This window comes from Actinotignum sp. UMB0459 (genome assembly GCF_051905915.1).
In the GTDB taxonomy this organism is placed as follows: domain Bacteria; phylum Actinomycetota; class Actinomycetes; order Actinomycetales; family Actinomycetaceae; genus Actinotignum; species Actinotignum sanguinis.
This window is the reverse complement of the sequence record NZ_JBQAIK010000019.1, coordinates 72,451-93,417: the sequence shown is the minus strand read 5'-3', so window position 1 is coordinate 93,417 and position 20,967 is coordinate 72,451. Positions and strand designations below refer to the sequence as shown.

The 20,967-nt window shown below is 60.0% G+C and carries 17 protein-coding genes and 1 CRISPR repeat array; of the genes, 7 read left to right on the top strand and 10 right to left on the bottom strand.

All coding sequences use genetic code 11. The features are described 5' to 3' along the window. Nucleotides 1-132 precede the first annotated feature (132 nt). Nucleotides 133-1,173, top strand: a complete 1,041-nt coding sequence (locus ACTFPK_RS07940) for an iron-siderophore ABC transporter substrate-binding protein (RefSeq protein ID WP_274733449.1) — start codon at nucleotides 133-135, stop codon at nucleotides 1,171-1,173. A 116-nt stretch (nucleotides 1,174-1,289) separates the two neighbouring features. Here the strand turns inward: ACTFPK_RS07940 and cas5e are convergent, their stop codons facing one another. From cas5e to ACTFPK_RS07920, 4 genes are read right to left on the bottom strand one after another with little or no spacing between them, the layout of a single operon-like run. Further along, a complete protein-coding gene (cas5e, locus tag ACTFPK_RS07935) occupies nucleotides 1,290-2,015 on the bottom strand; it encodes a type I-E CRISPR-associated protein Cas5/CasD (protein ID WP_274733447.1) in 726 nt (241 codons plus the stop codon). After that, the gene (locus ACTFPK_RS07930; RefSeq protein ID WP_274733446.1) at nucleotides 2,008-3,120 is read right to left on the bottom strand and encodes a type I-E CRISPR-associated protein Cas7/Cse4/CasC; all 1,113 of its coding nucleotides are present in this window, start codon (nucleotides 3,118-3,120) and stop codon (nucleotides 2,008-2,010) included. The genes cas5e and ACTFPK_RS07930 overlap by 8 nt, the downstream gene beginning before the upstream one ends. Nucleotides 3,121-3,143: 23 nt before the next feature. After that, on the bottom strand, nucleotides 3,144-3,773 hold the full coding sequence (gene casB / locus ACTFPK_RS07925; RefSeq protein ID WP_274733444.1) for a type I-E CRISPR-associated protein Cse2/CasB: 630 nt from the start codon (nucleotides 3,771-3,773) through the stop codon (nucleotides 3,144-3,146). 2 nt (nucleotides 3,774-3,775) lie between these two features. After that, nucleotides 3,776-5,398, bottom strand: coding sequence for a type I-E CRISPR-associated protein Cse1/CasA (locus ACTFPK_RS07920; RefSeq protein WP_274733442.1), 1,623 nt, complete (start codon nucleotides 5,396-5,398; stop codon nucleotides 3,776-3,778). Nucleotides 5,399-5,649: 251 nt separating this feature from the next. Between ACTFPK_RS07920 and cas6e the strand changes: the two genes are divergently transcribed. From cas6e to cas2e, 4 genes are read left to right on the top strand one after another with little or no spacing between them, the layout of a single operon-like run. Further along, the gene (gene cas6e, locus ACTFPK_RS07915) at nucleotides 5,650-6,324 is read left to right on the top strand and encodes a type I-E CRISPR-associated protein Cas6/Cse3/CasE (protein WP_274733440.1); all 675 of its coding nucleotides are present in this window, start codon (nucleotides 5,650-5,652) and stop codon (nucleotides 6,322-6,324) included. Then, nucleotides 6,324-9,017 carry a CRISPR-associated helicase Cas3' gene (cas3, locus tag ACTFPK_RS07910; protein ID WP_274735125.1) on the top strand — a complete coding sequence of 898 codons (2,694 nt, stop codon included), beginning with the start codon at nucleotides 6,324-6,326 and terminating at the stop codon, nucleotides 9,015-9,017. Before cas6e ends, cas3 begins: the two co-directional genes overlap by 1 nt. 2 nt (nucleotides 9,018-9,019) lie before the next feature. Continuing rightward, entirely contained in the window at nucleotides 9,020-9,964 is a 945-nt protein-coding gene (gene cas1e / locus ACTFPK_RS07905) for a type I-E CRISPR-associated endonuclease Cas1e (RefSeq protein WP_016442350.1), read from the top strand. 7 nt (nucleotides 9,965-9,971) lie between these two features. Next, the gene (gene cas2e, locus ACTFPK_RS07900; protein WP_231366661.1) at nucleotides 9,972-10,451 is read left to right on the top strand and encodes a type I-E CRISPR-associated endoribonuclease Cas2e; all 480 of its coding nucleotides are present in this window, start codon (nucleotides 9,972-9,974) and stop codon (nucleotides 10,449-10,451) included. A gap of 132 nt (nucleotides 10,452-10,583) precedes the next feature. Further along, a CRISPR array of direct repeats spans nucleotides 10,584-12,504; the repeat unit is 29 nt; unit sequence CTCTTCCCCGCGCGAGCGGGGGTAATTCC. A gap of 95 nt (nucleotides 12,505-12,599) precedes the next feature. On the opposite strand, the gene ACTFPK_RS07895 is transcribed toward cas2e, so the two are convergent. The 3 genes from ACTFPK_RS07895 to ACTFPK_RS07885 form a co-directional block, all read right to left on the bottom strand. Then, nucleotides 12,600-12,806: a hypothetical protein gene (locus ACTFPK_RS07895; RefSeq protein WP_155875821.1), complete on the bottom strand. Its 207-nt coding sequence runs from the start codon at nucleotides 12,804-12,806 to the stop codon at nucleotides 12,600-12,602. Between the two features lie 123 nt (nucleotides 12,807-12,929). Continuing rightward, nucleotides 12,930-13,247, bottom strand: coding sequence for a transposase (locus tag ACTFPK_RS07890; protein ID WP_016442345.1), 318 nt, complete (start codon nucleotides 13,245-13,247; stop codon nucleotides 12,930-12,932). 375 nt (nucleotides 13,248-13,622) lie between these two features. Next, nucleotides 13,623-14,612, bottom strand: coding sequence for an aldo/keto reductase (locus ACTFPK_RS07885; RefSeq protein WP_016442344.1), 990 nt, complete (start codon nucleotides 14,610-14,612; stop codon nucleotides 13,623-13,625). Nucleotides 14,613-14,771: 159 nt separating this feature from the next. Between ACTFPK_RS07885 and ACTFPK_RS07880 the strand changes: the two genes are divergently transcribed. Next, on the top strand, nucleotides 14,772-15,779 hold the full coding sequence (locus ACTFPK_RS07880; RefSeq protein WP_016442343.1) for a diacylglycerol/lipid kinase family protein: 1,008 nt from the start codon (nucleotides 14,772-14,774) through the stop codon (nucleotides 15,777-15,779). 58 nt (nucleotides 15,780-15,837) lie between these two features. Here ACTFPK_RS07880 and ACTFPK_RS07875 read toward each other — a convergent pair whose 3' ends face one another. Continuing rightward, entirely contained in the window at nucleotides 15,838-16,980 is a 1,143-nt protein-coding gene (locus ACTFPK_RS07875; RefSeq protein WP_439911404.1) for a branched-chain amino acid aminotransferase, read from the bottom strand. Nucleotides 16,981-17,010: 30 nt separating this feature from the next. Then, complete coding sequence (locus ACTFPK_RS07870; RefSeq protein WP_439911403.1) at nucleotides 17,011-18,081, bottom strand: 3-isopropylmalate dehydrogenase; 1,071 nt, start codon at nucleotides 18,079-18,081, stop codon at nucleotides 17,011-17,013. A 234-nt stretch (nucleotides 18,082-18,315) separates the two neighbouring features. Between ACTFPK_RS07870 and ACTFPK_RS07865 the strand changes: the two genes are divergently transcribed. Beyond that, on the top strand, nucleotides 18,316-19,497 hold the full coding sequence (locus tag ACTFPK_RS07865; protein WP_274733432.1) for a thiolase family protein: 1,182 nt from the start codon (nucleotides 18,316-18,318) through the stop codon (nucleotides 19,495-19,497). A gap of 57 nt (nucleotides 19,498-19,554) precedes the next feature. Here ACTFPK_RS07865 and ACTFPK_RS07860 read toward each other — a convergent pair whose 3' ends face one another. Further along, nucleotides 19,555-20,922 carry a PFL family protein gene (locus tag ACTFPK_RS07860; RefSeq protein WP_016442339.1) on the bottom strand — a complete coding sequence of 456 codons (1,368 nt, stop codon included), beginning with the start codon at nucleotides 20,920-20,922 and terminating at the stop codon, nucleotides 19,555-19,557. Between the last annotated feature and the right edge of the window lie 45 nt (nucleotides 20,923-20,967).

Below are 20,967 nucleotides of genomic sequence, written 5' to 3'. Positions count from 1 at the left end.
CGAGAACAGGCTACCCCAATTAAACAACGCCAGCGTATCCTAATAGGGCATCTGTGGTTTCAGTGACAACCACACGACCACCGCAGCCGCAGGTGCGTCCGGCCGCGAGTGCGGCATCCACGAAAGGAAGTTATGAAGAAGTCCCTGACCGCGTGGGCGGGCACCGTTCTGGTGGCTTGCCTGGCTTTTGCCGGATGCGGTTCTCAGAAGAGTAATGATTCTGCCAATTCCTCGGCGTCCCCTGCCTCCTCCTCCGCGGCGGCAAGCTCCGCTACGGACGGGAATGCCGCGACCGAGGCGTTATTCCCCGCGACAATTGACACGAAGTTCGGGCCCGTTACTGTCAAGGAAGCCCCGCAGCGCGTGGTCGCTCTGGGCTGGGGCGATGCCGAAGTGGCGCTCTCGCTGGGCGTGCAGCCGGTGGGCGCGGCTGACTGGCTGGCTTTCGGCGGCAATGGCGTGGGCCCGTGGGTGAGCGAATCGTATGAGAAGGCCCCGGAAATCCTGGGCACAATGGAGCTGTCGTACGAGAAGATCGCGGCGCTCAAGCCGGATCTTATTCTTGACGTCAAGACTTCGGGCGATAAGGAACGCCACGATAAGCTTTCCCAGATTGCGCCGACGGTCTCGCTGCCGGAGGGCGCGGATAATTGGCTGACCTCCACGAAGGACCAGGTCACCATGATTGGTGCGGCGCTGGGTAAGCCGAAGGCGGCCGCGGCGCAGCTGGATGCGGTGGAAAAGAAGTTCGCTGAGGTTACGGCCGCGCACCCCGATTGGAAGGGCAAGTCCGTGACCGTGGCGACGAAGACCTCCGAGGGCTGGGGTGCCTACCTGAAGGGCGATACGCGCCTGGAGTTCATGACGAAGCTGGGCTTCGTGCAGAACCCGAAGGTTCAGGAGCTGGCTCCGGCCGATGGCGGTTTTGCTGTGCAGCTCTCCGCCGAGCAGCTCGATGCGATTGATGCCGATCTCATTGCGGCATTCCCGATTTTCATTGATACCGCGCAGATCACCGAAGATGCCACCTGGCAGAAGGTCCCGGCGGTTGCGGCCGGCCACGCTTTCGTGGTGGATGGCGACCTGTCCAATGCGTTCTCCCTGGGTACCCCGGCCGCGCAGCTGTGGGCCTTGGACAAGCTGACGCCGCTTATTGAGAAGGCTGCGAAGTAAACGCTGAGCTTTTAGGCCGCTGTTAGGTGCTACGGCCTGGTGCACAGATTCGCGCAGAACGCCCCGGAAAGACCACTCATGGGTGAGCTTTCCGGGGCGTCGGCCATGAGCGGGCGTTAGCGATCGAGTAGCGCGGCCACTCGGTTCATCCACTCGCCTCGATTGCTCACCACGTCCACCATGCTCGACGTTCCTGGGAGAGCTCCGGGCCCGCTGTCTGCGGTGTACGGGGCGCGCGAATACGTCCAGACCTGTTTTTTCGGTTTCTTGAAGGCTGGGTCGAATACCGGGATCTGGTTGAACGTGTCGGCCTCGCCGCGTCCCAGATAGAAGGGGAACGACGGCGCAAAGGCTTTCTTCCCCAGGTAGGTGACGAAGGCAGGGCTGCGCAGCGCGGCGTCGACCTCTTCCTGGTGATTCGGGCACGTTACCCTCACAAGGAACTCAGCCCCGGCCAGGTAGGTGCGGCGGATGATCGCGTTAGAGTTTTGCTGATCCGGGGTGAAAGCGAGATTCTTATCCGAGTCGCTTTGTTTCCGGATCCACAACTGGCGCGTTCGGAACTCACGTTCGTCATTGCGGAGACCGCTTTTGGTAGCGCGGGGATTAATGGTCTGGAATTCATTGATGAGGCGACCGGGGCGATCAACCCGTACTGTAAAATCAGCGCCCTCCAACCACTCTGGCCATTGTTCGCGCGGAGCGCCCAAGGCACCCGCGAGGAGACCAAGGAGACCGGACCGCGTAGGCCGGAGCTCCGAGTTAACCACGTTCCCCGTCACCCGCGGTCCCGCCCAGGATTGCACGGGGCCCGCTAGCCGCAGGAATGTTGGATTACTCATTCTGGCCACCCAAGATCCACGCCACGACCGTGTCAACCAGGCCGTTCTTTGAGGTGGGTTCCACCCCAAACAGCTCTTCCAGCTGGGGGAACGTTCCTGTAAGAGCCAATGCGTCCCCGAAATTATCGGGATCGAAGCGCCGGGCAGCGTGGAATTGCTCTCCTAGGGCTCGCACGGAGGGTTCGAGGAAACCGCCACGGGAACTATCTGGTTGCACCGGAGTTTCAAAGCTGTAGGCGCAGCGGTAGCGCTGTTCTTCGGCAAGGGCAACGACCGGCTGCGTGTAGGGAGCCGTGGAATGTTCCTTACCGCGCGGCTGGCCGTAAATAAGAGCGGTGATCATCTGACGTAGGTTTTCCTCCGCCTCTGGTTTACCAAAAGCGGTCCAACTCGCCTGGAGTTGTTCCCTATCAATCGTCACCGTGCGGTAGAAAATACCGCTGGTAAATTGGCTGATCCCTAGGTAGGTAGCCCCGCTGCGGGATTCTTCCCCGGTGAACTTATTCTGCTCACGGATATCGTCAACAGTCGAGAAATAGTCAGTGCCAATGGTGGCAGCGTGGGTGGTCACCGCAGGCGATACGCTCAGCGCGGCTTCTGTACCCTTCTCAGGTTTCGCCGCAAACATACGCCCAAAAGCGGCAATGGCGAGGGAACCGGTGCATCCGTTAAGCACGAACTCCGTATCAGGATCGACTTCGCCGGCCACGACCTGCGCCGCAACCTGGATCTCTTCCCCACTCAACCAGATCGAACGATCCGCTTCAGCAACTCCCGCACCATCATCAGCATCGGCTTTCGCCTGCTTCTTCGTGAATTGACCGACGAGAGCGCGAGCCTTTGTCAGGGTTTTCTTCGGGTCCAGATCAGGGGAAAGCTTGAGTGCGGCGTCGCGAATAACCTCTTCGAGCTTGCCAGAGCGCACCGAAACGTCAAGGCTGGCAGTTTCGTAGGCGACGCGTGCGCCACGCTTGATGGCCTGCGAGGAATGCATGGCGCGGAGAACGCCACCTTCCATGAGTCGCTTCGGGGTTCCTGAATCGTCACGGTTGAGATTCGAGTAGCTGATCGGAGTAAGGAAATGCAGGGTTAGGTGACGGTACATGATTAGTCCTCTCGGTTATGGTTTTAGTTTTCAGAAGCTTTGGCAGGAACGGTTTCAGGTTGATCCGAAACCGCAAGTTGAGGTGCGGAATAGAATTCCTCTATTACTCGCATTCGAATGTGCTGAGATTGAGGTGACAGGCCGTTCCCCCAGCGCATCAACGTATCGGCAATATCGAAATAATTGACAGGAGGAACCAGACCCGGAATCGTTGATGCCACATCAAAAATTCGTTTGATGGATCGAGCTGCTTCTTCCATATCTTGGGTGTGTAGGTACGCTAGGCGCGCGGCAATCATTCCTGGATTATCTGGTGAAACTGATTGTGCGCGTCCGTTTTTGTTCTCAGCGGTTGCCACGCGATATGCCCACCGCCCCAAACTGTTGCGACGCTTACCTTCGTGGGAATGAGGCACGCGATCATATTCCGCAGCCAAGGCTGCCACTCGCAGCAAGGCATTACGCTGCTCGGGCCGTGCATCTTCGGGCACTGCTGGTAGCACATAGGGATAAGCACGCACTTGAGTGAACGGCGTTGCACCCTGCCGAATTGCGGCACGCGCAGCGCGATAGTCAGGATCTTTACGCCGTTGCAAGATTTCGTACAACAACGCCTTCCAAGGCTCCCGTTGCGGGGTATCTATCTGTGTCATTGTTATTTCTCCTCATAAGCCGTGGGAACATCAAATTGTTTTGTGACAGCCCGAATATGACGAGCAACATTCGAATAAACTGCCGCGAAGAGCGCCGGATCTTGCCCCCGATAGGGTGCAATAGCTTCATTGAAAGCTCCGAGCGCAACCTGAGCAGCCCCGCCGCGAGCCGCACGGATTTCTTCAGGATGCCGCTCAGCGGTTGTCACTTGAGAAAGAAAATCTTCATAAGAGCGGGTGATCGCGCGCCAGAAAATATCCGATGCCGAATCCCGATAGTTTTCAAGCGAGTCAAGAACGGTGGGCATTCCATTAGAGGCAACAGAGGCCGCCCCGCGTGCGCGTCGGAAAGGTTGGATCACACAGTAATGCAGAGCCTGGATGAACTCTGCATGGCGCCGGACTTGACCCTGTGCTCGATCAGATAGCCCGAAAGCCCATAGCTGCGGATCTGCCACATCAACCCGCGAGGAACGGATAACTGGAGAAGAGGCAGTTCCTTCGATGTAATGGCGGATGAATATCAACCGACAGTCAGAAGAGGAAACAATGCGATCATGCGCTTCGGCCACTTGTGCCAGTCTGCCGCGTGCGGCCCATTCCACCGCAAGATCCGTCGCATCCCTCCCTACGTCCATTCGCTGAGCCTTTAACTCGCCGGACTTATTAGGCAAATACAGGTAGAAAGGATCGCTCTGATCGCGCTCAACCCAGTAAGCTTTTCGGCTCTCTTTCGTTGCTCCCGCTTCTGGGGGAACCCACGCCGGTGGAACGCCACCGATGCGCACACCGGCGAGCTCGTTATCCTCCCAGTAGCAGGCAGCACTATTGGATGACCAGGTAGCCCGCCATAGTGGATGATCAGTCCCACCCCGAGATCCGGTTCGATCTGCCCATGCTGGTAAACCGTCGCCTTCTACCCATGAGCGTGGGATCATCGCTAAAAGCGTATGAAGAAGCGACGAGCCTTCCCAGATCAGTTCGGTAGCCGTCATACCTACGCCGACAAAATGGAAACCAGGACTTCCCATTTCAGCTTTTTGGCCAGCGTAAGAGTTATTTCCAGCCGGCGAATAGCAGTGATAGGCGAGAAGATAAAGCGCCGCATCCTCCAGGGAAAGAGTATCGCGCTGTGTTAGCAGACTCCAGAATTCTTCACCTTGGTCGGAGATCATGGAAGGTAACAGCTTCTTGAGCCGCAGCTCCCCTTTTCCGAGTTTGCGCTCATTATCTTTCGCATTACGCATCGGCTCAGCGGGCCGTTGCATAAACGGCTGCCGGTCATCGAATAACAAGGACCCCGGTGCGAGTATTTCAATAGCTTTGTCAATCGCCTCGGGTTCAAGACCCTCCGAGAGAATGCGTTCCCAGTCGATCCGGAATGGATCCCAGTGAGCATGATTAGACTGCCTTAAAACCACGGCAACGACCGCCGCTAACAGTCGCAACTCTGCACCATACACATAGCCCGGGACGGATTTATCCAGGACCACCGGTTCGCGGCCCATTTCTTTGTCGGAGGACCCTTTTAGAATATGAGCATCAAGAAGCGCATCGCGAACCGATAATCGTCCGCGTAGCGTAACCAGTAACGGAATGTCCGTCAAAGCATTGATTTTTTCCATGCTTCCTCTCCTTTGAGATGAAACGAGACTAACAAGAGAAGAATGCTTTGTCAATCCATTTGACCCGTCTTTACAATTGCGTTTCTCCCCGCTAATATGAAACTCAAGATAAGGGAGAAACCCAGCCTCGAAAACGCTGTTAACCCCGCTCACGCGGGGAAAGCGGCCTATCTAGGCAATCCATTAGACCCTGAAATACCCACGCTAGCCGTGGAAACCGCTCGCTAAGAGCCTAGTCGACGGAGACGAATATGGCAGATCAACACACATCGGAACCTCAACCGATCTTCCTAACAAAAGTACCGGTGCACACACTCCTCTCACGCGTGGCCCTGCACAAGCCAGAACGCGGATGGACACTGAAGGATCCGCAAGTACGCCACCGCGCGATCATGGCACTCTTCCCACAGACCGGCGCGGAACACCCCCGAGCGGAGATGGGGATTCTTTTCCGCTTGGATCACGTTCCCGGAGATGCCCCATTCTTCCTTATCCAATCCCGCGAACCGGTTCCGCAACTCAACCTCCCCCACGAGGCCGCGATGAAAGAAGTTGAACTCAAGGAACTCCCGGCTGGAACTCCAGTTTCGTTCCGCATCGCAATCAATGCGATTCAACGCATTGGCACCGGGGGAACTCGGTCAATTCCGCTTGACGGTGAGGAATCTCAACTTGGGGTCCCAAGCCTCTCTGAATGGCTGAGCGCAAAACTAGCCCCCGCCCTCACGAATACAGAGATCATTGACGCGCGGCGCGAAATTCTCACCACCGGTTCGGGAAAAAACAAACGCGCCGTCCAGATCGATACGATCAACGGAGTTGCAACCGTGGGAGATAGCGAAGCACTACTCACCGCCCAAACCAACGGGGTTGGACGTGCAAAAAGCTACGGTTGCGGACTCCTCTCCGTCCAGGCACTATCGTGATGCGCACGCACCCCAACGTATGGGCAAAGCAGCGCGGTACGGAAACGTCCTACCCCCTTCTCGCCCACTTGCTGGATACCGCAACTACTGCCGGAGTCCTCTACGAAACTTGGCTGAGGCCCGGTCTACGCACAGTTCTCGGGCCTGCGGGAAAACGGGAAGTGGTGGAATGGGTGGCCGGCTCTCATGACCTAGGAAAAGCCTGTCCGGTATTCCAATACCAGCAAACCCAGAAGGGGCCGCAGTGGGATGAGATTCGGACCGCGCTCTGTACTAACGAACCCCAACTTGGTGACATTTCCGAGTGGTCTCGAAACTTCTGTGAGGATTACGCTCCCGATATCCGTCACCATCAGAAAATGTCAGCGCTGCTACTGCATCGGAAGGCGATCATTCCCGATGCATATGCAGTACCGTCGTGGAAATACATCCCGGCGCTCGGCCATCATGGCCATTTCGAGACCCCGTCCTGGAACAGTGAAGAGACCAACTACCTTTTCGAAGACATGGAAGAAACCGGCTGGCTTGCCCTCGCCGATGATCTTATCTCCTGCTTGGAAGAAAGCATTGGCATAACCCAGGCTGAACTCCCGGCTGAACTCTCGCCCACCGCAACAATCTTACTCTCCGGCCTCACCGTGCTCGCCGACCGCATTGCCTCGGGAACCGAATGGGTGGCCGCCCAGCAGGAATTCCTCGCGGCCGGGAAACTCACCCTTGACGACCCAGCCGGGTGGATCACCGCATGCCGCGCCCGCGCCCGTGCTCGCATCGAAGAAACCGTTGGGGTGTACCACGGATGGGAATCCGCAGAGCAAAGCCAGCGGGCAATCCTCGGAAAGCACACCCCGCGCCCGCTCCAGGAAGAAGCCACCCGGGTAGGCTGCGGACTCTGGAATGTCATGGCCCCCACCGGCGTCGGCAAAACCGAAGCGGCTCTACTCCGGCACGCCACCGCGAACGAACGTCTCATTTTCCTACTTCCCACCCAAGCTACCTCGAATGCACTTATGCGGCGTATCCAGCGTTATTACGCGGGAACGCCCAATGTTGCTTCCCTCGCGCATTCCCTCGCCTCCACCGAAGATTTTTATAATCAACCGGTCACCGTGGGGAATGACCGCAGCGAAGCCCCGGGCAGAGCCAGCATCACCTCCGCGGAGCACGGCGCTAGCACAGCCGGCCTTTTCCCCACCGACTTCGTTCGCTCCGGAAGCTCCCGCCTTCTGGCACCCGTCTGCGTCGGCACAGTGGACCAGGCACTCCTGGGTGCCCTACCAGCAAAATGGACACACCTGCGGCTCCTCGCCCTGGCCAATGCCCACGTTGTTGTGGACGAAGTCCATACCCTCGATCAGTACCAGAGCGGTCTCCTCAGCAACCTTCTGCTCTGGCTGCGCGCCACGAACACCCGGGTCACCTTCCTTTCCGCCACCCTCGCCTCCGCTCAACGCGCCACCTACCTCGAGGCGTATACGGGCCAACCCCCGCAAGGCGAAGCGCACTTCCCCCTCCTGGAAAACCTGGATACCACCGGAACCCAGCTGCGGAGTATTCGCCCCGACGGCCCGCCCCGTACCCTCACTATTGACCGCAGTACCGAAAAGTATTGCAAGCTCGTTAGTTCGCACCGCGATTGGGTGCGTGACCAGCGGCGGCGTTACCCCCAGGCCCGCATCGGAGTCATGTGCAATACAGTTGCGCGTGCCCAGGAACTCACCCGAGCCCTCGCCGCCGAGGGCAACGTTGTTATCCTCCATTCCCGCATGACAGCTGAGCATCGCCGTCGTAACGCTGAACTCCTCGAACACGAAATCGGATCGGGTAGCACGGGCGCGGCGCTCACGGTTATCGGAACCCAAGCAATCGAAGCCTCCCTAGATATTGACCTCGACCTGCTTCGCACCGAGCTATGCCCGGCGGCGTCCCTCATTCAGCGTGCCGGGCGCCTGTGGCGTTCCGCAGATCCGAACCGCGCCACCCGAGTGCCGGGACTGAGCGGGCCGCGAGTGTCCGTCGTCGCTATTAATGGCACCGAAGGGGAACAGCTACCGTACCTAGCCAGCGAACTTGCACGCGTGGAGAAATGGCTCAAAGAACACAACAACATCCGAATCCCGGAGGATTGCCAGGAATTTGTAGATACTGGCACCCTGCTGCTGGCGGATATCGAGGAAGATAAACCCGATGAACTCAATGAATTCGCGAAGAAATCACTGGCGGCAATCCGCGCCCGGAACGCTACGTACGATATGAAATATTGCCTGAGCAAAAGCTCCCAGGTGCAATCTTTCACCGCCATGACGCAGCGTGATAAAAACCTCGGGGACGAGCGCTCAACCAGGCTCATTGAAGTTGAAACCACCCGCCTGATTGTATGCGGCGATCCGGATATTATCCCCGGCGCGTGGACCGGGGACCCTGAAGATTTGGGGAAGCTGCGCGGCAGTGACCGTGAAGGCATACGCCGCGCTTTGCGTGCGTCCGTTCCGGTCACGGTTACGGGTCGTGCGAAAACACTGTTTACGGATGCGACATCGCTTGAAAATGCGCCGTCGCTACTCTGCCGGTACCACGTTTTAAACGACGGCGCAGCTCATTACGACCCGCTCATCGGGCTCGTTGTGCCGGGTAGCATTCCGGATCCCCACTGCTCGGGCGCACCGGCACAGCCCGCCACCGGGAAGGAGTAAACATGGCTTACTCAGATGAGGCTCTGGCCTTCCGCACTATCAAGGCGAGCGAGCAGGTGCGCCTTGAGGACCGGATCTCCTTCCTCTACCTCGAATACGTGCAAATCCGCCAATCGCGCACGGGCGTAGTGGCCTACGATGCCGGCCGGGAAGGAAAGAATGGATCCTTGGAAGGCACCCGTGCCCGGGCGATCCAACTCCCCGTAGCCGGGTTAGCAGTGCTTACCTTGGGCCCCGGAACCTCAATTTCTAGCGCAGCGCTGACCTCCTGTGCCCGCGCCGGAACCACCGTTCTTATCACCGGCGGAGGAGGCGTGCCCCTGTATACCCACGCCACGCCGCTCACCTCGAGCGCACGATGGGCCATTGCACAAGCCCGGCTGGTGAGTAATGAAGCCCGGCAGCGCGAAGCCGCGCTGGTGCTCTACAAAAAGCAGCTGGGGGTGGAGAATGCGCCTGGTAGTTCTATTGCCACCATGCGCGGGCTGGAGGGGCAGCTCATGCGCAATACCTACCGCACGATGGCAGCAAAATATGGAACCGGGAGTTTCACGCGTGATACTTCCTCGGACGACCCGGTCAATGCCGGCCTGAACTTGGCGAATTCAATACTCTACGGGTGCGCAGCTTCCGTGTGCGCGGCACTGGGGATCAACCCGGCACTGGGGATTATTCACCGCGGCGACGCGCGCTCCTTACTTTTTGACCTCGCGGATCTGTTCAAACCGAGCGTGACGATTCCTCTGGTGTTCGCGGCCGCGCGTGAAGAAGACCCCATGACGGCTGTCCGCAAAGCGGTGCGGAGAGCTATCGTAGACCACCGCATTCTTCCCGATATGCTCGCCACCATCATGGACATCCTCCAGCCTTTCCTCCCCGCGCGCGACGACGACCGACTCATCTCCGGTAATAACGTTGAAGTTTCCGGCCACATCCAATACGGATAAGGAGGCTGTGTTGTTCGTTGTTGTTAATGCGGTCGCCATCCCAGATCACCTGCGCGGATACTTGAGCAGGTTTCTTTCCGAGGTCACCACCGGATTGTACGTGGGCGTTGTTTCCGCGCGGGTGCGGGACAATTTGTGGGAACGCGCGGTATCCGCCGCTGGTTCCGGCAGTCTCACTCTTATTTATAACGACGCCGCCCGTGAGCAAGGCTTCGCGCTACGCAGCACGGGAAGTGGCAGTCGTCCTGTCCTTGATCTGGATGGCATGCTGGTTATCGGGACGGGTGCGGAGGACGCAGTTGGTGTGGAACCGGATGATGTCGATCTGCCAGGTGCTTCGCTCAGCTCTCCTGATTCGGTTAGCAATGCGCCGATTCATCGCGAACGGAGGAGCCGGGTTCGCAAGCGCACGGTCACTATAGCCAAACGGGATAATCGGGGGCACGAGCCTGTGTCCGATGAAGATAGGCATGCCGGAATAAGCTAAATTTAAGAGGTGGGAACTAACGTGGTTGTTACGCTCGGCGAATCGGCGTATCTCCCGGCGAGCCGCAAATCTGGAACTCTGTTCCATTGCGATTTCCGGGTCCGCCGCCGATAAACAACCAGGTCAGGCAATCTCTTCCCCGCGCGAGCGGGGGTAATTCCAGGCGCGTAAAGAGCTGGAAAAATTCGGTAAACTCTTCCCCGCGCGAGCGGGGGTAATTCCCCCGAAACCCAAGCTACCGAGCATGAAAGCCGCTCTTCCCCGCGCGAGCGGGGGTAATTCCTGCCGTCATCTCTTCATCATCTTCCAGGCATTCTCTTCCCCGCGCGAGCGGGGGTAATTCCGGTAGCCAGCTCATTGTATTCATTGCGGGATACTCTTCCCCGCGCGAGCGGGGGTAATTCCGCTCAGAGCTCGCAGAGATTTTGGGTGTGGGTCTCTTCCCCGCGCGAGCGGGGGTAATTCCGGTTTGAATCCAAAAGCTCGTGATACGCGGGACTCTTCCCCGCGCGAGCGGGGGTAATTCCACAGTGGCAAATCCAGCAAGCAGCCAGCTATGCTCTTCCCCGCGCGAGCGGGGGTAATTCCGCTGGGGTACACGTCGCTGTAGTAGTAGTCCCCTCTTCCCCGCGCGAGCGGGGGTAATTCCCCGCGCCACCTGCGCCGTAGCAAACCGGACCGACTCTTCCCCGCGCGAGCGGGGGTAATTCCAAGTTCGAGGGTGTTCCTGATTTTCGGGTGCTCTCTTCCCCGCGCGAGCGGGGGTAATTCCATTATGCCGTTCAGCCGTCCATGACCCCCACACTCTTCCCCGCGCGAGCGGGGGTAATTCCGCTTAGCTTCAAGGAATATGCCACGGCCTGCCCTCTTCCCCGCGCGAGCGGGGGTAATTCTATGCGCTAATCGCTGCTGCTAGATCACGGGTACTCTTCCCCGCGCGAGCGGGGGTAATTCCGCGCTCATGTTTCATGCGCAGCGCCTAGCCTACTCTTCCCCGCGCGAGCGGGGGTAATTCCCCTCAAGGAATATAAAGAAGCCCTGAAAGCCCCTCTTCCCCGCGCGAGCGGGGGTAATTCCTTTGCTTCCAGGGAAAGGGAAAGGGTCCCGTCCTCTTCCCCGCGCGAGCGGGGGTAATTCCACAGCCCTACTAATCGCCCCCGCGTTGCTGATCTCTTCCCCGCGCGAGCGGGGGTAATTCCATCGACCCGCGCGCATTGGAGCGCGACCGTCACTCTTCCCCGCGCGAGCGGGGGTAATTCCCACGCTGCGCACCGATTCGGCAACCCTTGCCGCTCTTCCCCGCGCGAGCGGGGGTAATTCCGAGGGCGGTCGGAGCCGGAGCGGAATGCGCAGCTCTTCCCCGCGCGAGCGGGGGTAATTCCGTGAAATTCAATATACCCGCACCCCGGAGCGGCTCTTCCCCGCGCGAGCGGGGGTAATTCCTCGAAAATGGTTTCATGATCTTCCGCGCAATACTCTTCCCCGCGCGAGCGGGGGTAATTCCCAAGCAGAAGCCCAAGCCGCTGGGCTCAAAGACTCTTCCCCGCGCGAGCGGGGGTAATTCCACTTGAGCGCGTATGTTCCCGCGGGGGCTGAACTCTTCCCCGCGCGAGCGGGGGTAATTCTAAGCCGGGCATTAGCCCGCCGGTGCTGCTCTTCTCTTCCCCGCGCGAGCGGGGGTAATTCCAACCATTTAAAGAGAAAGAAAAAAGGGGGAAACTCTTCCCCGCGCGAGCGGGGGTAATTCCCTGACTGGGACTTCTACCACGACCTTTACAAACTCTTCCCCGCGCGAGCGGGGGTAATTCCCGTGTCCACAGTGGCGGGCAGTTCGGTCGGCGCTCTTCCCCGCGCGAGCGGGGGTAATTCCTGAAGGGTCGATGGGGCAAATGGTGGTCTCTGCTCTTCCCCGCGCGGGCGGGGGTAATTCCGCGGTCATGTTAAAGTGAGGGTCAATCTTGCGCTCTTCCCCGCGCGAGCGGGGGTAATTCCAAGGTTGTTGAGGCCAAGCCGGAGCAGACTATCTCTTCCCCGCGCGAGCGGGGGCAATCCTATGGCCACACCAGCATTTGGCGAGTCACCGATGGAAGAGCTCCGCGATTGTCACCACCATGCATCGCAATATCACCATGACACTGACCGACCCGACTAACCATTTCCGTGTTTTTCGGAGAAGAGATAAGCAGAGACAACAGCTCTCGCTAACACCTCACCTGCCTTTTCCAGCCTCACGATCTCGGCATCTTTAGCTGCGAGTCCTTTTTCGCGCCGCTGTTCTAAACGTTTCATTTTAGCTTCGGCCGTGTCTGCGCTTCGATGCAAACGTTGTTTTTCGCGCTTATCACGGTTACTCATGATCCGAGTCTTGCGTGGGAAACCCCGAATGTTCAAGTCCCAGCAATGTGACGGAAATTCAACAGTGAATGTGGTCCCCAACTCACCGGAGACTTCTAGCGTGAGGATCTTCCTGGCCGTCACTCACAATGTCTGATGTGGGTGGCCTGCTTGACACGCAAAAAAGGCCGACGCGGCTTTCAGGAGTTCATTAACGTCGCGGAGTTCCTGGTTCTCCCGGCGCAACCGCATGTTCTCTGCGAGCACGTCTTCTTCCGCCCGCCTAACCGGCCCGTTCTTACGGGCTTGCTGAACCCATCGGCGGGCCGTATGCCAGGAAACGTCATGTTTGGACGCTACGACCCTGCACGCATCTTGTAAAGATATCCCCTCGGCGAGGATCCGCTTCTCAACAAGGCGGATAACACGGTTCTTAGTTTCCTGATCAAATTTCTTCGACATAATCCAGATGTCCTTATCTACTCAAAAGGAAGAAACCTGGATCACTTCACTTTTCCATGCTTTCTCTCCTTTGAGATACAACAAGACTACCAGATGATTATCAGGTGTAAAAGCATCAAACATGTCCATATAATATCTTTTCTCGCGTCTGCATATTTCGACGCAAGGGAAAGAATTATAGGCCAGCAAACACTGTTACCCCCGCTTACACGGGGAAAACGGCCCACCTAGGCAATGCATCAAACCTTGACCTACCCACGCCTTAGCGTGGAAAACCGCTCGCTACGAGCCTAGTCGATGGAGGCGAACCTGGAAAACCAACACACATGAGAACTTCTGTCAATCTTCCAAGCCCGACGGCCACCCCCACAAGCCCTAGAACAACGCCACTTTCTCCGGCGGCGGGAAGATTGCGTCGAGCTCAGTTAAGTCCGCGCTGCTCGGCTCCCACACCAGGGAGGCTGCATTCTGGCGGACTTGCTGCGGCGTCGTCGCACCGGCAATAACGGATGCCACGCACGGCCGCGAGGCCAACCACGACATCGCCACCTGCACCGGCGTCAAGCCGCGCGCCTGCGCAAACGCAACAAAATCCTCGATCTGATCCCAGTCCGTGGATTCGAGCAACGCCGCCTTAGAGTGCGCAATCCGCGAACCCTGCGGCGCCTCACCCCGCCGATACTTGCCCGTCAGCAATCCGTTCGCCAACGGGAAGTACGGGAAGATCCCCAGGCCAAAGCGCTGCGCCGCCGGCACCACCTCGAGTTCCGCGCGTCGGTCAATCAAGTTGTAATGCGACTCGGTAGCAATCGGGCCCACAAACCCCCGAACAGCCGCCAAATGCGAAGCGTCAGCAAGCTGCCACCCGGCATGGTTCGACGTCGCGTAATACCGAATTTTACCCGCCCGCACCGCGTCCGAAAGCGCCCCGAGCGTCTCCTCGGGCGGCGTCACCCCATCCGGCGTGTGATAAAAATACAGGTCAATCGCCTCCACGCCGAGCCGCCGCAAGGATGCCTCCAAGGCCCGCGTCACGTAGCGCCGTGAACCGCGCGCCCCGTAATCAGCGCCGTTACGCCCCTGCATATCCATACCAAATTTTGTTATAACGACGACGTCGCGGGCCCGCTCCCCCACTTCCCGCAGCGCCTTTCCGAACATGGTTTCCGAAAGCCCCGGCTCTTTGCCGTACACGTCGGCAAGATCAAAGGTGGTGATTCCTTCTTCGAGCGCCGCGCGCACAACCGCATCCGTGCCTTCTTGTGTTTCGGTTTGCGTATGGGCGCGGCCAAAATTATTACCACCGATGCCGACGGCGGACACCATCAGGCCCGACTTCCCTACCGAGCGATACGTCATTGCCATACCGCCAGCCTAGCGGACACCGAGCGCGCCCGTTCCGTAGCTCGGTTACGATGAGGGAACAGTGCTCACCTGTGAGCGGTGTTTTCGGGCGCGGCCCCGGCAGGGAATTATGAGGCTCGGAGCGCGCCACCACCACCGAGGGAAAGAGGGCTTGCCACTATGTCAGATTCTGCGGCGCAACAGCACCAGCACAACGGCTATCCGGAGGGGCGGCGCCAGATCCGCCGCGTCGTTCTTCTCACCAACCCGACCGCGGGAAAGGGCCGCGCCACTTCTCTAGCTGCCCATATCACAGCCGAGCTGCTCAAACATGGCGTTGATGTGGTAGGAAACTACGCCACCACCGTCGCGGAAACTCGTAAGAACGCCAGGGCAGCACTGGCCGATCCAGACATTGATGCCCTGGTGACCTGCGGTGGGGACGGACTGGCGAATCTCATCGTGCAGGAGCAGGCCGGTACCGGCAAGCCGCTCGGCTTAGTCGCGGGAGGAACCGGGAACGATATTGCGCGCGGCCTGGGTATTCCCCTCGATGTGCGCGCAGCGGCCCGGGTCATCGCATCCGGGTATACCGTGATGACAGACCTTGGCCTAGCCACCCGCGAAGTAAACGGTGTTTCCCAACCCGAGCGCCGCTATTTCGCCTCAATCCTCGCCGCGGGTATCGATACCCGCATTAACGCGCGGGCGAAGCAGATCCGGTGGCCAGGAGGTTCGGCCGCCTATTTCCTCGCGGTTCTTGCCGAAGTAGCAGCCATGCGCACCGCCCCACTCACCTTGAGCATCGACGGCGGCGAACCCTTCACCCTAGAAGCTACCCTGTGCGCGGTTGGCAATACCAGCAGTTACGGAGGCGGGATCCGAATGTGCTCGCACGCGGATCCGCGTGACGGCAAGCTGGCACTTACCGTCGTCAGCCCGGTATCGCGCCGCACCGCGGCTCGCAACCTCCGCAATATCTACACCGGAGATTTCTCCAAACTGCAAGATATCGTCACTCAAATCCAGGTAAACAGTGTTCGCCTGGAGATGCCCGACCTTATTCCGGCGGTCGATGGCGAAGACCTCTTCCCCACTCCGCTCACCGTGACGGTAGCCGCTGGTGCCGGATGTTTCCTCGTCCCGCCGCCGCGCCAGTATCGAGCCCAGACGCACAAAACGAACTAGCCCAAACCCGCGGGCGTCGCTCACCCCAGCGCCGCGCGCGTAACGCCGCCCAACCCCGCTAGGCGATCCGGTACATCCAGCCAAAGGGATCTTCGCGGGTACCGTTTTGGATGCCGGTGAGCTCCTCGTAAATCCGCTGGGCCACGGTGTGGGTGGGCAGCTCAACGCTGAAGTCCTCCCCGGTGAGCTGGCCGATAGCGGTCACAACGGCCGCGGTCCCGCAGGCGAACATTTCTGCCACGTTCCCGTCCTGAATACCGCTCACCACATCACGCAAAGCGAGAGTATCTTCGCGCACCTCAACCCCGGCGCGGCGCAGCAGCTGCATAATGCACGAACGGGTATTCCCGGGCAAGATATTGCCGGTGAGTTTCGGGGTGGCCACGCTGCCGTCCGCGTACACCACAAAGACGTTCATCCCGCCCAGTTCATCAAGATTCGTGGCGGTTGCGGCGTCAAGGAAAAGAACCTCATCGTACCCGGCCGCACTTGCGGTGACCTTGGGCAGCAGCGAGGCAGCGTAGTTCCCGCCAGTTTTCGCCGCGCCCATGCCTCCGGGGCCGGCGCGATGGTAATCGGGCTCCACCCACACCTTGATGGGCTGGAAACCATTGGGGAAATACGCCCCGGCCGGCGACGCGAGCACGATGTACTCGTACGCGGCAGCCGCACGCACCCCGAGGAAAGCCTCCGAGGCGAAAATGAAGGGCCGCAGGTAGAGCGATTCACCCTCCGCGCCCGGCACCCAGCGCCGATCCTGGCGCACCAGGTCCACCAGCGAGGCCACAAAATCATCCACGGGCAGTTCCGGAATCGCCAAGCGATGCCCGGAGAAGTTCAGGCGCGCCCCGTTGTAGGTGGGTCGGAACAGCCACAGCGAACCGTCCGCATGCCGGTAGGCTTTCAAACCTTCAAAAACTTCCTGGCCGTAGTGAAGTACCGCGCCGGCCGGGTCCAGGCTGAGCGGACCGTAGGGCACGATGGCATGGTTATGCCAGCCCTCTTCCGCGGTCCACGTTGCCCGGGCCATATGGTCAGTGAAGTAGCGGCCGAAACCGGGGCCGGCCAGCACCTGGCTAACCTCCTCCTCGGTGGCCGGGTGTTCATTCGGGTGAACAACGAACCGGCCGGCGAGGCTATCCGCGGGTGCGGGGGTGGTAGCGGCAGCTTCCAGTTCTTCCGGAGTGCTCGGAACGCTCATACCTGAGTCCTTCTTTCTTCGTGGTGATCCTTAACGGTTATCTTCCATAGCGGCGAGAATAGCATCACCGATCTGGATGGTTGTGCGGCGCAGCGGCGTTCCGGTTGCCGCGGCCGCGGCGCGCGCTTCCATATCTGCCCTGATGGCCGCCTCAATACGCGCGGCCGGCTCAGCGAGCCCGAGGTGGCGCAGCATGAGCGCCACGGAGGCGATTGTTGCCGTCGGATCTGCTTTCCCGGTCCCCGCAATATCCGGCGCTGAACCGTGGATCGGTTCAAACATGGAGGGGAAGTCTCCTTCCGGATTAATATTGCCCGACGCCGCAAGCCCCACGCCTCCGCTTACCGCCCCGGCTTCGTCGGTCAGAATATCGCCAAAGAGGTTATCTGTCACGATGACATCGAAACGCTGCGGGTCGGTCACCAGGTAAATCGTGGCGGCATCCACATTGCAGTAATCAACGTTTACGCTCGGGTACTCCGCGGCCAGGCGGTTCACGGTGCGCTGCCACAACCCACCCGCGTGCACGAGCACATTGGTTTTATGGACGAGGGTGAGGTGGCGGCGGGGCCGGGATGCTGCCAGCTCAAAGGCGTAGCGCACCAAACGCTCAGTTCCGTGAGCGGTGTTTACAGATACTTCGGTTGCCACTTCGGTGGGCATGCCGCGGTGAACACAACCCCCGTTGCCCGAGTACAGACCTTCGGTTCCCTCGCGCACCACCACCAGGTCAATATCTCCCGGTACCGCTAGCGGGGTGGGAACCCCGGGGTAGAGCACACTGGGCCGCAAATTAACGTAGTGGTCGAAGGCGAAGCGCAGCCGCAGCAGAATCTCACGCTCCAGGATTCCGGCGGGCACCCGCGGATCTCCAATGGCGCCGAGCAGCAGCGCGTCATGCCCGGCCAAGGCTTCCAGATCGGCATCACTGAGAGTTTCTCCGGTATCCACATAGCGCTGCGCCCCGATGCTATAGGGTGTCACGCTCAGCTCCGTGCCGCTTTCTCCCAGCGCAGCGCGTAGCACTTTCAGACCTTCGGGCACAATTTCCGGACCGATGCCATCTCCGGCAATAACAGCGAGATTAATAGAGGCGCGCATACGGGTGAGTATACGAGATCCGTCCACTTGGTGAGACTATTCGTCTCACTTTTCGGAATGCTCGGCGGGTGGGACGAAGCAGCGGGGCAGCGTTGAGACCCGCGCGGCGGGAACGTAGGTACAGAACGGAGGCACACAGCTCAGGCTGCACTTAGGCCGGGGTTAGGTACCTCTCCTGGAGCCGGCGCGCCTCTCCTCGTAGAATTGAATTCTTGAATCTCGGGAGGCAAGGTTATGGCGTTCGATTCACCTATCGTCATTGTCAGCGGCGCTCGCATTCCCACGGGGAAGTTCCGCGGCTACTACGCGAATACTCCCGCGCACGAATTAGGTGCGGCGGCGGCGCGCGCGGCCGCCGAGCGCGCGGGTATCCCCATGGCGGATGTGGATGATTTCGTGGTGGGCTGCGTGGGCCAGACCGGTGCCGATGCCTATATTTCCCGCCGGATCGCCCTGGCCGCCGGAGCGCGGGCCTCCTCCACTGCCCTCACTGTCAATCGGGTGTGCGGCTCCGGGGTGCAAGCCCTCGCGAGCGCAGCCAGCGCCTTGCGTTCCGGGGATGCGCGCATCGTCATGGCGGGCGGTGCTGAGAATATGACGCGCCAGCCGGTCATGGATTTTTCCCGCGCCGGTCACCTCAACGGGCCGAAGCACGTGGACGGCACATTTTCGCTGATTTCTGATCCGTTCTCGGGCCGGCCCATGGGCTGGACAGCGGAGCGGGTTGCGGAGAAGTTCGGTATTTCCCGCGCCGAGCAGGACGCTTTTGCGGCCCAGTCCCAGGCCCGCGCCCAGGCCGCCATCGCAGCCGGGGCTTTTGATAAGGAGCGTGTTCCTTTCACGATTGACGCCGGGGAACCCACTGAGCGCGTCGTCGTTGCAGAAGAATATCCGCGCACGGGCGTGACGGCTGAAACGCTCAGCCACCTCCCCCCTGTTTTTGCCGCGCACGGCACCGTAACGGCCGGTAATTCTTCCGGGATTAACGACGGCGCCGCCATGCTCGTCCTCATGCGGGAAGAGGATGCGATTGCGGCGGGTGTGGATATTCTGGGCGAGCTGGTGGATGTGGCAACCGTCGGGGTGGAACCGGAGTACATGGGCTACGCCCCGCGCTTGGCTATTGAGAAGGTGCTTGAGCGTACCGGCCTGAGCCGGGCGGATATTGGCTGGGTGGAACTCAATGAGGCTTTTGCCTCCCAGGCCATTGCGGTGATTCGCGATGCGGAGCTGGATCCGGAGATCGTCAATCCGCTGGGCGGGGCGATTGCGCTGGGCCACCCGGTGGGGGCTTCGGGAGCGATTATTTCACTGCGTGCTCTCCTCAATCAGCGCGAACGCGGAATCGAGCACTCCCTTGTGACACTGTGCATCGGCGGCGGGCAGGGCATCGCGGCGATTATCCGCGCCCGCTAACCTCGCTTGCTAACGACTCCCGCTAAGCTGGCTCGCTAACCGTTCCTCGCCTCGCGCCTAATTCTTGAAAGCGTGCACGGGCGCCGGGATAGTACCCCCGCGGCCAATGAATGCCGCGCTGGAGTACGGGCTTACCGGCATCACGGGAGCGCTGCCAAGCAGGCCGCCGAATTCCACGGTATCGCCTTCGCTCAAGCCCGTAGCGGGGATGACCCGCACGGCGGTGGTCTTGGAGTTCATGATGCCGATGGCAGCTTCGTCTGCGATCATGCCGGCGATGGTGGCGGCCGGGGTATCCCCGGGCACCGCGATCATGTCAAGGCCCACCGAGCAAATAGCGGTCATGGCTTCGAGTTTGGCCAGGCTAATAGCACCGAGCCGCGCGGCTTCGATCATGCCTTCGTCTTCGGAGACGGGGATGAAGGACCCGGAGAGCCCGCCCACGTGCGAGCAGGCCATGAGCCCGCCTTTCTTCACCGCATCATTGAGAAGCGCGAGGGCCGCCGTGGTGCCGTGGGCTCCCACGCGTTCCAGGCCCATGGCTTCCAGGGCGCGTGCCACCGAATCGCCGACTTCCGGGGTGGGAGCCAAAGAGAGGTCAACAACCCCGAAAGGCACCCCGAGGCGCTGCGCGGCAAGCTGCCCGACCAGTTCGCCCATGCGGGTGATTTTGAAAGCGCTGCGCTTGATTTCTTCCGCGAGTTCATCGAAGGATGCCCCTGCTGCCGCCGTAATTGCCCGGGTAATAACACCCGGTCCGGATACCCCTACGGAAACCACGCAATCGGGCATTTCTACCCCGTGGAAAGCCCCGGCCATAAAGGGGTTATCCCCCACCGAGTTAGCAAAAACGACCAGCCGAGCAGCCCCGGAGCCCTTTTCCGTGCGGGCGGCAAGCTCACAAATGGTTTCCCCCATGCGCCCAACCGCGCTCATATTAATTCCGGCGCGTGAGGTTCCGATATTGACGGAGGAGCACACCACCGAGGTGGCGGCCAGCGCAGCAGGAATGGAATCGATGAGCGCCTCATCCGCGCGCGTCATGCCCTTTTCCACCAGGGCGGAAAACCCGCCCACGAAATCCACGCCGATTTCCCGGGCGCATTCATCAAGCATCACCGCCCACGGGGTAAGGTCCTTTTCCCCGCTTGCCGCGGCCACTAAAGCAATCGGGGTCACGGAAATGCGCTTATTAATAATGGGGATACCCAGTTCCGCTTCGATCTGCCGCGCTACCGGCACCAGGCGCGCGGCCCGCTCCATAATGCGGGCGCGGGCCCGTTCGCGAGCGCGCTCGCCATCCGAATCCGCGCAGTCCAGCAGGGAAATCCCCATGGTGACGGTACGGATATCGAGGCGGTCCTCGCGGATCATCGCGAGGGTTTCCAGAATGTTTTGGGCAGTGGGCTCACTGCTGGCATACATAGGTATTCTCCCGTTCCTGTGCGAGTTCCCGTACACGTTGCCGTG